14 protein-coding genes and 1 tRNA gene are annotated in these 13,414 nt (G+C 39.5%); 14 read left to right on the top strand and 1 reads right to left on the bottom strand.

All coding sequences use genetic code 11. The features are described from left to right. Positions 1 to 18 precede the first annotated feature (18 nt). The 14 genes from ADH02_RS01920 (at position 19) to pepT (ending at position 12,977) form a co-directional block, all read left to right on the top strand. Positions 19 to 693, top strand: coding sequence for a response regulator transcription factor (locus tag ADH02_RS01920; RefSeq protein WP_048782127.1), 675 nt, complete (start codon positions 19 to 21; stop codon positions 691 to 693). Between the two features lie 33 nt (positions 694 to 726). Further along, positions 727 to 1,956, top strand: a complete 1,230-nt coding sequence (locus ADH02_RS01915) for a sensor histidine kinase (RefSeq protein WP_048782126.1) — start codon at positions 727 to 729, stop codon at positions 1,954 to 1,956. Positions 1,957 to 2,103: 147 nt separating this feature from the next. Then, positions 2,104 to 2,952, top strand: coding sequence for a hypothetical protein (locus tag ADH02_RS01910; RefSeq protein ID WP_048782124.1), 849 nt, complete (start codon positions 2,104 to 2,106; stop codon positions 2,950 to 2,952). A 217-nt stretch (positions 2,953 to 3,169) separates the two neighbouring features. Continuing rightward, the gene (locus ADH02_RS01905; protein WP_053091392.1) at positions 3,170 to 4,534 is read left to right on the top strand and encodes a hypothetical protein; all 1,365 of its coding nucleotides are present in this window, start codon (positions 3,170 to 3,172) and stop codon (positions 4,532 to 4,534) included. 164 nt (positions 4,535 to 4,698) lie between these two features. Further along, a complete protein-coding gene (locus tag ADH02_RS01900; RefSeq protein WP_048782122.1) occupies positions 4,699 to 5,631 on the top strand; it encodes an OST5 family protein in 933 nt (310 codons plus the stop codon). 12 nt (positions 5,632 to 5,643) lie between these two features. Next, entirely contained in the window at positions 5,644 to 6,105 is a 462-nt protein-coding gene (locus ADH02_RS01895; protein WP_048782120.1) for a DUF1307 domain-containing protein, read from the top strand. A 133-nt stretch (positions 6,106 to 6,238) separates the two neighbouring features. Next, entirely contained in the window at positions 6,239 to 6,700 is a 462-nt protein-coding gene (locus ADH02_RS01890; RefSeq protein WP_048782118.1) for a DUF1307 domain-containing protein, read from the top strand. 108 nt (positions 6,701 to 6,808) lie between these two features. After that, entirely contained in the window at positions 6,809 to 8,386 is a 1,578-nt protein-coding gene (locus ADH02_RS01885; RefSeq protein ID WP_048782116.1) for a carbohydrate-binding domain-containing protein, read from the top strand. A 415-nt stretch (positions 8,387 to 8,801) separates the two neighbouring features. Beyond that, positions 8,802 to 9,167 carry a MerR family transcriptional regulator gene (locus ADH02_RS01880; protein WP_048782114.1) on the top strand — a complete coding sequence of 122 codons (366 nt, stop codon included), beginning with the start codon at positions 8,802 to 8,804 and terminating at the stop codon, positions 9,165 to 9,167. Between the two features lie 10 nt (positions 9,168 to 9,177). Continuing rightward, on the top strand, positions 9,178 to 10,509 hold the full coding sequence (glnA, locus tag ADH02_RS01875; protein WP_048782112.1) for a type I glutamate--ammonia ligase: 1,332 nt from the start codon (positions 9,178 to 9,180) through the stop codon (positions 10,507 to 10,509). A gap of 225 nt (positions 10,510 to 10,734) precedes the next feature. Continuing rightward, a complete protein-coding gene (gene rpmG / locus ADH02_RS09300; RefSeq protein ID WP_005606057.1) occupies positions 10,735 to 10,887 on the top strand; it encodes a 50S ribosomal protein L33 in 153 nt (50 codons plus the stop codon). Between the two features lie 19 nt (positions 10,888 to 10,906). Next, positions 10,907 to 11,077 (top strand): preprotein translocase subunit SecE, encoded by a 171-nt coding sequence (gene secE / locus ADH02_RS01870; RefSeq protein ID WP_048782110.1) that lies wholly within the window; start codon positions 10,907 to 10,909, stop codon positions 11,075 to 11,077. A gap of 108 nt (positions 11,078 to 11,185) precedes the next feature. Then, positions 11,186 to 11,731, top strand: coding sequence for a transcription termination/antitermination protein NusG (gene nusG / locus ADH02_RS01865; protein ID WP_048782108.1), 546 nt, complete (start codon positions 11,186 to 11,188; stop codon positions 11,729 to 11,731). Continuing rightward, positions 11,718 to 12,977 (top strand): peptidase T, encoded by a 1,260-nt coding sequence (gene pepT / locus ADH02_RS01860; protein ID WP_082161639.1) that lies wholly within the window; start codon positions 11,718 to 11,720, stop codon positions 12,975 to 12,977. The genes nusG and pepT overlap by 14 nt, the downstream gene beginning before the upstream one ends. A 52-nt stretch (positions 12,978 to 13,029) precedes the next feature. On the opposite strand, the gene ADH02_RS01855 is transcribed toward pepT, so the two are convergent. After that, positions 13,030 to 13,102, bottom strand: a tRNA-Thr gene (locus tag ADH02_RS01855). Positions 13,103 to 13,414: the final 312 nt, after the last annotated feature.

Here is a 13,414-nt window from a genome sequence, read left to right as displayed (position 1 = left end):
AAAAGAAGAGGTACGACTATGAGAATTTTAGTGGCAGAAGATGAAATTGATTTAGCAGAAGCGCTAAAAATGATGCTAGAAATGCAAAAGTATAGCGTGGAAGTGGTTCATGATGGAGCAGACGCGCTATTTTATGCCGAATCAACACCGTATGATTTAATCTTGCTGGATGTGATGATGCCGAAAAAATCAGGAATCGAAGTAGTACGTGAATTGCGTGCAGGTGGAAATACAACGCCAGTGCTGATGTTAACGGCCAAAAGCCAATTAGAAGATAAGGTAACAGGTCTTGAAGAAGGAGCAGACGATTATTTAACGAAGCCGTTCGAGGCGCCTGAATTATTAGCGCGTGTGAAATCATTGCTTCGTCGTCCAAATGTCTTCGTAGCGTCTGTGATGAATATCGGAAATATCGAGCTTAACCGCGATAAGTTCACAATGGAATCAGCGAGTGGACAAGTGTTGCTGAACAACAAAGAGTTCCAATTGATGGAATACTTTATGATGAATAGCAATCAAGTATTATCGACGGATTTAATTATGGAAAAAGTATGGGGACTCGACTCAGATGCGGAGATTAACGTGGTGTGGGTGAATATTTCATCACTGCGTAAGAAATTAGCGAGCATCGATGCGAACGTGACAATTAAATCTGCACGTGGCTTGGGCTATCAATTGATGGTCGAAGCGTAATCTTTATGATTTTAGAAAAGAAGAGGAGTTTGCATGTTTAAACAACTTCAAAAAAGCTTTGTAAAAAGTGCCATGCTGTCGTTTACGGCAGTGCTGCTTGCTGTGCTGGTGGCGGTAAACATCGTGAACTATCGTCAAACTGTCGATCAAGTAGACAGACTTACAACAATGCTTGTCAATAATGATGGAACTTTCCCGGATGCACCGGATGATAAAGGTCCTAAAGAACATCCTGAACATGGAATGCCAAAAGGGATGGAGTTTCGCAAAGATGACCAGATGGCAACACGTTATGCAGTCGTAAGAGTCGCAAATGACACAGTCCAATCTGTCGACCGAACTCACTTAGTATCGCTCGATGAAGAAGCGCTAAAAGAGTTAGGGCTACGCATTGCTCAAGGAACAGCCACAAAAGGATGGGAAGGAAGCCTTCGCTATCAAGTGGCTAAGACGGATGCTGGAACAATGGTTGTCCTTGTGGATGCCAATAGAGAAACGCAACAAGTATCGAGACTAATGATGGTAACGGGGGCTGTCTTTGTTCTCTGTCTAGCAGTGGTGTATGTGCTTGTTCGTCTCGCATCCAAACGCGCGATTCGTCCGTTTGTCGAAAACGTAGAGCGCCAGCAACAATTTATCGCCAATGCCAGTCACGAGATTAAGACACCGTTAGCGGTCCTTTCAGCCAATACGGATTTACTCGCGATGATGGGCACGGAAGCGAAATTTGTCGATAGTAATAAACGCCAAATTAAGCGTCTGAACTCTCTTGTAGAACAGATGTTAATCCTTTCTAGATATGATGAAGGAGAAGCGGCTGCGACAAAAGAGGAAGTCGATTTAGTAGCTGTTACGAAAACGATCGTTGAAGAAATCTTACCAGTCTTAAACGAAAAAGGACTCCAGGTAGAATTTACTGGAGAGGCGCAAACGATTGTTACAACGAATAAGAGTGCGATGACGGAATTGATTCGAATCTTGCTCGATAACGCGATGAAGTATACAGTCGGCGAACCGGTAATTACCGTTGAGGCGAAACGCAATCAATTGGCCATTGGAAATGAAACAGAGCCGATGACCAAAGAACAGGTGAGTCAGATTTTCGATCGCTTCTACCGAGTAGATAGTTCGAGAAATCGTACGACAGGCGGAAGCGGACTAGGGCTTTCTATCGCGCAGAAGATTGCCGAAACGAACGATGTACAGTTAACAGCAGAACTCACAAGTGAAACTCAAATTCGCTTTGTGATTGCAACAAAATAAATGAAATAAGTTCTTATGTCTTTTCGCTATAATGGTGAACATAAGAACTTTTTTGTGGATTTCATTATATTTTCTTTATGGTATAATAATGTTAATTAAAAAGTTTTATATAGGATGGTAGAAATACAAAGTAAAGGGGAATGACAGATGAAAAAAATATTGATGGCAGTATTATCGGTATTCCTGTTGGTGGGATGTTCAAAACCAAAATCAACAGAATCAACAGAGAATACAACAAAAGCAGAAGTAGCTGAGCAAAAATCAAAGGAATCTTCAGAAAAGAAAGATTCATCAGAGACAACGCAGTCTGAGAATGGGCTTGATGAATATGGATTGCCAATCTTAACAGGGAAAGTAAAAGAACTGCTAAATGATGCAAAACTATTTCCTTTGTTTAATCAAAAAGAGTATGAAACTATTAATATGAGTGGTGCTATTAATGAACTGGAGGACGAGAAAAGAATAACAGACTTTATCGTTAAGACAAAAGTACCTACTAATTATTTGTTGCATGTATATTTTGACGGTAAAATTGATGTTGGAGATGGCTATCTTCGGATAAATACATTCACGCCAACTGATATTATTGAAGATAAAAGTAAAACAACAACTACTGAACAAATTCTTAAATCAGATGTATACGAGATTAGCACGAAACATGTTTTCGATGAAAATCATAAAGTGAGTGATCAACTCGATATTAATATAGAATACCAAATCAGAAAAGATGGTCAAACCTACTTACAGTGGTTAGGGTATGAAAAACTAAATCTTCTAGAAGGAAATTATAAAGGTTATAGATATTTTGTGCATACGGATGCGTTTGATAAAGTGCGAAAATATTCTAGTATTACCGTAGATGTATTTACTGACGATAATCAAATGGTAACTATTTGGTATATATCACCATTTTTCGATTTTGGAAAATTTAACAAAGAGGACTTAACGGTTTTTGCTGAGAAGATCTTTGAATTCGTTGATATTGAAAAGAAATAAACGGATAACTGTCAATAAAAATTAAAAAGAGACGTTGGAATATCATTCCAGCGTCTTTTTTTCGTGCGAAATTATCATATATGGTAATTATCATATATGATAATTTTCTGTTTGAAAAAATTTTTTCGAAAAACTTTTTTGTTTTAAGTTCATTTTAAGTAAGCTCGTTATGATAAAACCATCAACAAATAGTTGATAGGAAGCGAGGGGGACCAAGATGAAAAGAAACAGAATGATTGTTCTATTATCCACGATTACTATTGCAACGACTTTAGTTGCATGCCAAAACACACAAACACAAACACAAGCTGAGGCGACTTCTCAAGTCCAATCACAACAGAGTCCCCCAGCTAAACCTGGAGGAGAAGGATTTGGCGGGAGCGACCAAGTGACACAAGGTGAGGCAGCAACAAACTTAACAACAGATGCAACAGTAACAGGAGAAACTTATGAATCTACCGGAGATGACGAAAATGCACTCCGTGTAACAGGAGCAACAGTCACATTAGACGGCGTAACGGTTAACAAAACAGCCGGAGCAACATCGAACACAGAAAATGGAGACTTCTACGGAATGAACGCAGGATTCTTAGCAACCGATGGAGCAACCGTAACAATTACAAACTCAACCGTAAATACAACAGCACAAAACGGGAACGGGGTGTTCAGTTACGGATCAGGAACGACCGTCAATGTATCTGATACAACAATCACAACAACAAAAGATAATTCAGGTGGTATCCAAACTACTGGTGGCGCTACGATGAACGCAACAAACTTGACGGTAAACACCGCAGGAAATTCATCAGCAGCGATTCGTACAGACCGTGGTGGTGGTACAGTAGTCGTAGACAAAGGAACGTACACTTCAACAGGATACAACTCACCAGCCGTGTACTCTACAGCGAATATCACTGTTAAAAATGCAACATTGAACGCTGAAAACTCAGAAGCACTTGTTATCGAGGGTCAAAACTCTATCACATTAGAAAATACAAACGTAACAGGGAATATGAGTTCAACAGAAGGTAGCTCTTCAGACAACAACGTACACAACGTGATGATTTATCAATCAATGTCAGGAGATGCCGAAAGTGGAACCTCTACTTTCACAATGAAAGGCGGCACTTTAATAGGACGTAACGGAGACCAAATCTACGTAACGAATACACACAGCGTCATCACTTTAGAAGACGTAACGATTACAAATCAAGATTCATCTGGCAGATTATTAGCCATCTTAGGAAATGATGCGACACGTGGCTGGGGTACAGCCGGTGCCAATGGTGGTCAAGTTGATTTAACAACGACGAACCAAACATTAACTGGAACGATTGAGGTGGATACCGTATCTACATTGAACTTCACAATGGGCAAAGGAACAAACTTCACAGGTACCATCAATATCGTAGAAAATGCTGAAGGAGGGACTGCCGTGAACAATAACGCAGTAATCACAGTAGAAGAGGGGGCGACATGGACGTTGACAGGAAATGTCACAATCACATCATTAGAAAACAAAGGTACAATCAACTTTAACGGATATACAATCACTTTAGCGGATGGTACGGTCCTAAAATAAAACTTAACTGAAAGGAGCTAGGCGACAGTCTAGCTCTTTTTTGTGAGGAGAAGTGTGGGAGGATATCGGGCAGGGCAAGGTTTACAATACTTGAAAACTAGAAGAAAGCAGATGATTGTGATAAAATGGCTAAAGAAATAAAATTTTAATAAAGAGGTGCTCACATGGATCAAAACGAGAACAAAAATATGGAATCAGTTGCTGAAAAAGCTACAGAAGTAAAAGACGAAGTAGTTGAAGCAGCAGAAAAAACAGCTGGAGAAGTGAAAGAAGCTGCAGAAACAGTTGTTGAAGATGTAAAAGAAGCAAAAGCTCCTGAAGCAGACGGCGACTTTAAAGAAGTTGTTGAAAACGTAAAAGAACATGCTGAAGAAGCTGGCGAACGTGCAAAAGAAGTTGCTGGCGCTGCTAAAGAAAAAGTTGAAGAAGTAGCAAGCAAAGTGTTCACTGAAGAAAACAAAGCAAAAATTAATGAAGCAACAGAAAAAGCTGTTGATAAAGTTGAAAGCTATAATAAAAATAATTTATTCGAAAAAATCTTCTTCGGGGTATCTATCGCTCTTGCGCTCTTCACACTGTTAGTGTTATTAAATGGACTAGGATTTGCGTTTGGTTCAAACGGCGGAGTGAATACGACAAGTTTACAAGCAGCATATATGGACCTTTCTAATAAAGTGAAGAACTTAAGCTTATACTTTGGTTTATCATTTTTCTTCGCATTAGTAGGTGCAGTATTTACTGGATATTTCTTATTCCAAGCTCGTAAAGAAAACAAAAACTTATGGACTAACGTGAATGTGGCTTCATTAGCAATGGTAGGATCTGTCTTCTTAGGAAACATCTTAGGTGGCGGATTCTTAGATGCTCTTGGAAAATTATCTGATTTCTTTAGCGGAAAATCAAACTCTGCAGTAAGTGCACTTATTTCTGAAGCGTTTGCAAACCCATTAGCAGCGAGCCGTAATGCACAATCATTCGTAGATGGATTACAAACAGGCTCAAAAATTGCAATCTTCTTCTACTTAGTAGCATTTGCAGCATCAGCAGCAACTGTGTACTTCTACTACCAAAAATTATTCCAAAAGAAAGTTCAATAAGCGAGGAAATCAATGAAAAAATTCTTTCAAATCATTTTTGGAATTAGCTTCCTATTTCTATTAGTAGGTTGTAGTTCGCAAGAAACTGCGACTTTTACTCAAAAATCAGGCGATACGGACGTAACTTTAGTTTATACGTATGATAAAAAGACTGATACCGTGACAAAGATTAAAATCGAAACGAATGAGCCTGCTGAACACACTGAGGCTCGTAAGGATAACGAAAAACTCTTTGAAGAGATTAAAGGAATTGATGGAGTTGTGACTTCACTGACAGAAAAAGATGGCAAACTTATCTCATCAGCTGAAATCGACTTAACGAAATATAAGTTCTCAAAACTTAAAGAAAGTAACAACTACTTCTTTACAGGTCTTGTTCAAAGTGGTTTCTTAACAGAAGACGGAGATCATGCATCTTTCTCTAAGAGTAAAGAAGTTGCACTAAAACGAGGAATGACAGAACAAACGAAATAATGACATGAAAAGACTTGAACAGTGATTTGTTCAAGTCTTTTTTGAATTAAACTATTAATTATGAGTTACTCTTATTCGCGTTGACAATCATTTTTTTGCTACATATAATGAAATCAAAAAGGAGGAGACTTGCATGAAAAAATTACTTTCAATTTTGATGGGGTTAGGTTTGGTTCTTATTTTAGTGGGTTGTGCTTCACAAGAGACTGCAACTTTCGTTCAAAAATTAGATAACGCAGATTTTTTTGTGACGTATACGTATGATAAAAATAAAGATACCGTGACAAAGATTAAGACCGAATTGAATCAGTCTTCTGAATTCACTATGGCTCGTAAGGAAAACGAAGAACTCTTTAACGAGATTAAGGGGATTGATGGAGTTGTGACTTCGATTACAGAAAAAGATGGCAAAGACATCTTTTCGGTGGAAGTCGACTTAACGAAAATTCAGTTGTCGAAAATTAAAGAAAGCAACAGTGTATTCTTTAAAAGCCTTGTTCAAAGGGGTTTCTTAACAGAAGATGGAGGTAAGGTATCCTTCTCTAAGAGTAAAGAAGCTGTGCTACAACACGGATATACAGAACAAAAGAAATAACGAAATGACTCATGGATAAATTTTCCATGGGTTATTTTTTGTTTTAAGTTCATTTTAAGTTCGCTTCGTATACTAAAACCATCAAGAAAAGAAATCGAGGAGAACGAGATGGAAAATAAAAGACAATGGTTATTAACAACAACGTTATTTATCTCTCTAGGTTTGGCCGCTTGCGGATCGCAAAGCGTATTAAGCCAAGCTGATACCCACACTCAAACAACAACTAAGACATCAACAACTTCAACTACGCAGACTGCTTCTTATTTTGAAGCAAGCGACTTAACAGCAACTTACGACGAAAGTAAGGCTTCAAAAATTTCGCTTCAAGGAACGACAGCTACTGTTTCAGGAGATGGCGTAACGGTGAATGGAAGTACGGTAGAAATTACCGCGTCAGGAACGTATATCGTTGAAGGAACGGCTTCGAAAGTCCAATTGAAAGTGGCAGCAGCTAAGGAAGATGAAGTACAAATCGTCTTCAAGAATGCGACGTTGAAGAATACGGAAGCTCCATTACTCGTCGATTCGGCTAAAAAAGTGATTTTAACATTAGCCGAAGGAACGAAAAATGAAGTGTCCGATGAATCAACGTCAACGGTCAAAGGAGCCATCTACTCAGATAGCGACTTGACAATTAACGGTAAAGGTTCACTAACCGTGAATGGTGCCGCAAGCAATGCGATTAAATCAAAAGATGGCATTCGTATTGTGGATGCGACAGTCACAACAACCGCGAAAAAGCACGGGATTGCAGCCAATGACTTCGTGAACATATCGGGTGCGACATTAAACTTAACTGCCGATGAAGATGGTATCCACTCAGACAATGAGGATGATGTATTGCTAGGAAATGTTTACTTAGTGAATACAACTATCACAGTGAACGCTGGCGACGATGGAATTAACGCTTCGAATACGATGCTGATTGACGAAGGCGCAACTATCGACGTTCAAAAGAGTGAAGAAGGGCTTGAGGCACGCTTAATTCATCAAGTTGGTGGAACGATTACCGTGAAATCTTCTGATGATGGATTGAACGCAAAAGATTGGACGTTAGAATCATCTGATGAGCAAGGCCCAGGTCAACAAACGAAGAAAGTAAAATCTGAAGCCGCAAATGCGAAAAACTTAAATCAAGCAGGCGATGTGAAGATTGTCATCGACGGCGGAACATTAACGGTAGACGCTGAAGGGGACGGCCTTGATGCCAATGGGTCAATTGAAATTAACGGCGGAACAGTCGTTGTCAATGGTCCAACAAGCGGAGCCAACGCAGCTCTTGACTATGACGACAACGCAAAACTAAACGGTGGTACTGTACTCTTTGTCGACAATGGACAAATGACAATGGGATTCGGTAGCGACTCTAGTCAAGCTTTCCTAATGGCAAGTGTTCAAGGAACGGCTGGAACAACTGTTGAAGTAGTCGACTCTTCTGGTAAAACAGTCGCAAGCCTAAAAGCTTCTAAGTCGTTCTCGACAGTATTAATCAGTAGTCCAGATATTAAAGACGGCGAAAAATATACAATTAAAGTCGGATCAAACTCAACAACTGCAACAGCTTCTAAACAAGCAGCTAATATCGGTGGCGGACCTGGACAAGGTGGCCCTGGAGGCGGCGGACAACCAGGTCAAGGAGGCCCAGGAGGACAACCGGGACAAGGTAGTGGCCCTCGTGGCAGATAACACTGATAATAATGTTTAAGAACCGTGAAAGGGGTGAGTCCACCAAAATATGAAGACAAATGATGACATTGAAATGAGCCCAATAATAAGTGAGGTGGAACACTATGGAATAAAGATGATTCAAGAGGGTAAAAGTAATTTAGACGGAAAGGGGTGAGACCACCAAAATACTAAGTCAATGAGACCGTTCAAACAATAGACGACAATCAGGAGTCGATTAAGTAACAAAAGATCTCAAAAATAACAAATACTACAGCACACAAAACCATAAAATGGGGTATTATCTCAGCTACCGAAAGCTTAACTGGGACAATACCCCATTTTTCATGTTATATTATATGACATAAGAGGTAAGGGCAGTTTTGACAAAAGATTCAACCGTTATTTACAATAACCCTATAAAGGAGGAAGACAGATGGGTGAAAAGGAATTACGACGTTCACTAGCCGTCTTTCCAATCGGAACAGTAATGAAGCTGACCGATTTATCTGCACGACAAATTCGATATTATGAAGAACAGCGCTTGGTCATCCCGGAACGTTCTGAGACGAACCGCCGCATGTATTCCTTGAATGATGTCGATCGCTTATTGGAAATTAAAGATTATCTAGCCGAGGGATTAACCATCATGGCAATTCAGAAGATTTTCAATAAGAATACAAATCCCGTAACGAAGGAGAGCGTGAAAGAAGCGCTGACGGATGAGGATGTCCGACGAATCTTCTACGACGAGATTATGCATATTAGCCGCTATTCTGGCGGAGAAAAATGGAACTTATAGGAGGAAGCCAATGATTACACATGAAGAAATTAGAAGACAGGTAGAAGAGAAAGATGTTCGTTACTTACGATTAATCTTCACGGATATTCTAGGAACCATTAAAAACGTGGAAGTGCCAATTACACAATTAGATAAAGTGTTGGCCAACAAAATGATGTTTGACGGTTCTTCAATCGAAGGATTCGTTCGTATCGAAGAAAGTGATATGTACTTATATCCAGACCTTTCAACTTGGGTAGTATTCCCATGGAGCAGCAAACACGGTACCATCGCACGTTTAATCTGTGATGTTTACAAACCAGACGGAACTCCGTTTGCCGGAGACCCTCGTTCAAACTTAAAACGCGTGTTAAACGAAATGAAAGAATTAGGTTTCTCAAACTTCAACTTAGGGCCAGAGCCAGAGTTCTTCTTATTCAAAATGGATGAAAATGGCGAACCAACCCTTGAAGGAAACGACCAAGGAAGTTATTTCGACTTAGCGCCAATCGACCTTGGGGAAGAATGCCGTCGCGAAATCGTTCTTGAATTAGAAAAAATCGGCTTCGATATCGAAGCAAGTCACCACGAAGTAGCGCCAGGTCAACACGAAATTGACTGGAAATACTCAGATGCAGTAGCTGCCTGTGACAACATCCAAACTTTTAAACTTGTTGTAAAAACAATTGCACGTAAACATGGATTACATGCGACATTTATGCCAAAACCAGTATTCGGAATTGCCGGTAGCGGAATGCACTTCAACCTATCATTATTTGATAAAGATGGAAACAATGCGTTCTTTGACGAAAATGGCGACCAACGTCTAAGCGACACTTGCCGTCACTTCATCGCTGGAGTTATGAAACATGCCAAAGCTTTAACTGCCGTATGTAACCCAACCGTAAACTCATACAAACGTTTAGTTCCAGGATATGAAGCGCCTGTATATATTGCATGGTCTGCACGTAACCGTTCACCGCTAATCCGTATTCCAGAATCTCGTGGTATTTCAACTCGTATCGAATTACGTAGCGTGGATCCATCTGCGAACCCATATTTAGCAATGGCTGCGATTTTAACAGCTGGTCTTGAAGGGGTTAAAGAAAAAATGGAAGTTCCTGCAGCTATCGACCGCAACATCTATGCGATGTCTGCTCGCGAACGTAAGGAAGCAGGAATTGATGATTTACCAGGAACATTAAACGAAGCGATTGAATACTTGAAACAAGACGAAACTGTTCAATCAGCACTAGGAAGTCATATCCTAGACAACTTCATCGAAGCAAAACGTTTCGAATGGGCTGCTTACCGTAGCCAAGTTTCACAATGGGAATTAGACCAATACTTGAAACTATTCTAAAAATTAAACGGAGAGTGCACTCGCAAGGTGCGCTCTTTTTCTTTAATAAATAGTAGAAATATTGTTTTTTTATGATGAATGCAATTGAATCTATAAGAATGAAGATATTAGAGTGTTGTGTAAGGAGGGGAGGAGTCTTATTTAGACTTAGTGTGTGTACTTGACAAAGCGGGTTCATTTCCTTATGATGAAATAGATATGGATTTATAGAAAGTAGTGAAAAATATGGCTCAGAAAAAAGCGGCGTTAGCTTGTAGCGTATGTGGTTCAAGAAACTACACGATTACGCTTGGACAAAACCGACGAGTAGAACGTCTTGAAATCAAAAAATTCTGCAAGTATTGCAACAAACAAACACTACATCGCGAAACAAAATAAAAGGAAGAGGAGATTCGAAATGCGTTTTTTATCAAGTGTAATTAAAGAGATGAAAAAAGTTACTTGGCCAACAGGTAAAGAAGTAAACAAATATACAATTACAGTAATTATGACAGTACTTGCTGCATTATGCTTCTTTGCAGTAGTGGACTATGGAGTGCATCAACTCATTACATTCCTTTTAAAATAATAGTACTTTAAAGTGATTAGTGATATACTAAGAGCAGTTGAAAAAACCTTCGCCTATGAAGGTTTTTTTGTATGGAAAAATGTTGTCAACACTCAAGGAGGAGTATTAATGGAAAAAGAATGGTATGTATTGCACACTTATTCAGGTTATGAGAATAAAGTAAAATCAAATCTATTATCACGTATCCAAAGCATGGGTATGGAAGAAAACATCTTCCGCGTGATTGCGCCTGAAGAAGAGGAAGTAGAAGTAAAAGACGGTAAAACAAAAACAACCGTTGAAAAAACTTTCCCAGGTTATGTTTTAGTTGAAATGGTGATGTCAGACCAAGCATGGTATGTTGTTCGTAACACTCCAGGCGTAACTGGATTCGTTGGTTCACACGGTGCTGGTTCAAAACCATCTCCATTATTACCAGAAGAAGTAGAAGCTATCTTAGGACGCATCGGTGAAAAAGTTCATGCTCCAGTTGATTTACACGTATCTGTTGGAGACTACGTAATCATTACAGAAGGTGCCTTCAACGATATGAGCGGTAAAGTAGTAGAACTTGACCACGAAAAACAAAAGATTAAAGTGGCGATTGAAATGTTCGGTCGTGAAACAATTGCAGACTTAGAGTTCCACCAAGTGAAAGAAGATGACTCTTATTAACATGTATCCTACAATGTTAGAACGATTTATTCGATATGCGAAAATCAATACGCGTAGTGATTTAAAATCAACAACGATTCCTACGACAAAAAGTCAATGGGAATTTTTAGAAATGCTTCGTGACGAGTTAGTGGAGTACGGCTTTACAAAAGTAGAACTCGATCCAGAGGATAGCTACTTAGTGGCGCTCCTCCCAAGTAACTTGGAAGAAGGAAGCGCGGCGCCTGCGATTGGTTTTATCGCCCACGTCGATACAGCAGATTTCAATGCGGAAAACATCGATCCACAAATTCACGAGAATTATAATGGGGAAGATGTGGTCCTCCATGCCGAGGAAAATTTGGTAATGACCGTCAGCGAGTTTCCAAGTTTGAAGAACTACATCGGCGAAACGTTAATTACGACAGACGGAACAACATTACTTGGTGCCGACGATAAGGCAGGACTTGTTTCTATATTAGAAGCGTGCTTGTACTTAATGGCGCATCCAGAGATTCCGCATGGCGATATTTGGTTAGCGTTTGGTCCGGACGAAGAAATCGGAAAAGGCGCACACCGTTTCAAAGCACAGCGTATGCCTGCAAAATTTGCCTACACTTTAGATAGTGGAGTGGTAGGAAAGTTAGAATATGAAACGTTCAATGCGGCTCGCGCGGTGGTAACGATTCATGGAACCAGTGTTCACCCAGGGCAAGCCAAAGATGTCATGGTGAATGCTTTGGCAGAAGCAGCAAAACTATTTGCACGTATGCCAGAAGATGAAGTGCCAGAACGTACGAGTGGATACGAAGGCTACTTCATGCTATCGAAACAATCAGGCGACATTGGTAAGGTTGAGTTGGAATATATTATTCGCGATCACTCAATGGAGAAATTCGAAGAGAGAAAAGCACAGTTCCAACAAATCGTCGATGCTCAAAATGAAACGTATGATGTGCCTCGTATCGAATGCACGATTTACGATGAATACTATAATATGTATGAAATCTTAAAAGACGATATGACTTCGGTCGAAGTTGCAATTGAGGCTTATAAAGAATGTGGCATCACGCCAGACATTCAACCATTCCGTGGAGGAACAGATGGATGTATTATTACCTATAAAGGAATTCCAACTCCAAACTTATTTACCGGAGCAGAAAACCTTCATGGGCAATACGAATTCGTAACTCTCGAAAGCATGCAAAAAGCCAGCAACGTTGTATTAAAAATTATTGAATTAGTCCAAAGAAAAACGGTTGAGTAATACTCAACCGTTTTTCTACATAAATATAAGAAAGAAGAAAAGATTCTTAGTATGCCGAAAACAGGGGTCGAACCTGCGACCTACGCGTTACGAGTGCGTTGCTCTGCCAACTGAGCTATTTCGGCGTCTTACATCAATAATTATACGAGCGTTCCCTGAAATTGTAAAGATATCGAGATGAATTTATATAGAAGAAATCCGACTTGATTACGGTTTTTAAGAAATTGAAAAAAGTTTTTAAAAATTGAATCATATCGGTTGAAATTGATAATCAGTTATGATAAATTAATATCACTGTTGAGCGAACGTTCGCTTATAAAACAGTTTCAAAAAACTTTAAAAAAGTTACATGAAATCTGTTGACAGTAAAAATGTCCTATGATAGGATATAGAAGTTGTTGCAAAACAACGATTGACCTTTGAAAACTGAACAAAGA

This window comes from Streptococcus sp. 263_SSPC, from assembly GCF_001071995.1.
In the GTDB taxonomy this organism is placed as follows: Bacteria; Bacillota; Bacilli; order Lactobacillales; family Aerococcaceae; genus Granulicatella.
This window is presented reverse-complemented; position numbering and strand designations above follow the sequence as displayed.

Bases quoted from the DNA above. Each gene is read 5' to 3' on its own strand.
- ADH02_RS01920 (WP_048782127.1), top strand. From the start codon at position 19: ATGAGAATTTTAGTGGCAGAAGATGAAATTGATTTAGCAGAAGCGCTA.
- ADH02_RS01915 (WP_048782126.1), top strand. From the start codon at position 727: ATGTTTAAACAACTTCAAAAAAGCTTTGTAAAAAGTGCCATGCTGTCG.
- ADH02_RS01910 (WP_048782124.1), top strand. From the start codon at position 2,104: ATGAAAAAAATATTGATGGCAGTATTATCGGTATTCCTGTTGGTGGGA.
- ADH02_RS01905 (WP_053091392.1), top strand. From the start codon at position 3,170: ATGAAAAGAAACAGAATGATTGTTCTATTATCCACGATTACTATTGCA.
- ADH02_RS01900 (WP_048782122.1), top strand. From the start codon at position 4,699: ATGGATCAAAACGAGAACAAAAATATGGAATCAGTTGCTGAAAAAGCT.
- ADH02_RS01895 (WP_048782120.1), top strand. From the start codon at position 5,644: ATGAAAAAATTCTTTCAAATCATTTTTGGAATTAGCTTCCTATTTCTA.
- ADH02_RS01890 (WP_048782118.1), top strand. From the start codon at position 6,239: ATGAAAAAATTACTTTCAATTTTGATGGGGTTAGGTTTGGTTCTTATT.
- ADH02_RS01885 (WP_048782116.1), top strand. From the start codon at position 6,809: ATGGAAAATAAAAGACAATGGTTATTAACAACAACGTTATTTATCTCT.
- ADH02_RS01880 (WP_048782114.1), top strand. From the start codon at position 8,802: ATGGGTGAAAAGGAATTACGACGTTCACTAGCCGTCTTTCCAATCGGA.
- glnA (WP_048782112.1), top strand. From the start codon at position 9,178: ATGATTACACATGAAGAAATTAGAAGACAGGTAGAAGAGAAAGATGTT.
- rpmG (WP_005606057.1), top strand. From the start codon at position 10,735: ATGGCTCAGAAAAAAGCGGCGTTAGCTTGTAGCGTATGTGGTTCAAGA.
- secE (WP_048782110.1), top strand. From the start codon at position 10,907: ATGCGTTTTTTATCAAGTGTAATTAAAGAGATGAAAAAAGTTACTTGG.
- nusG (WP_048782108.1), top strand. From the start codon at position 11,186: ATGGAAAAAGAATGGTATGTATTGCACACTTATTCAGGTTATGAGAAT.
- pepT (WP_082161639.1), top strand. From the start codon at position 11,718: ATGACTCTTATTAACATGTATCCTACAATGTTAGAACGATTTATTCGA.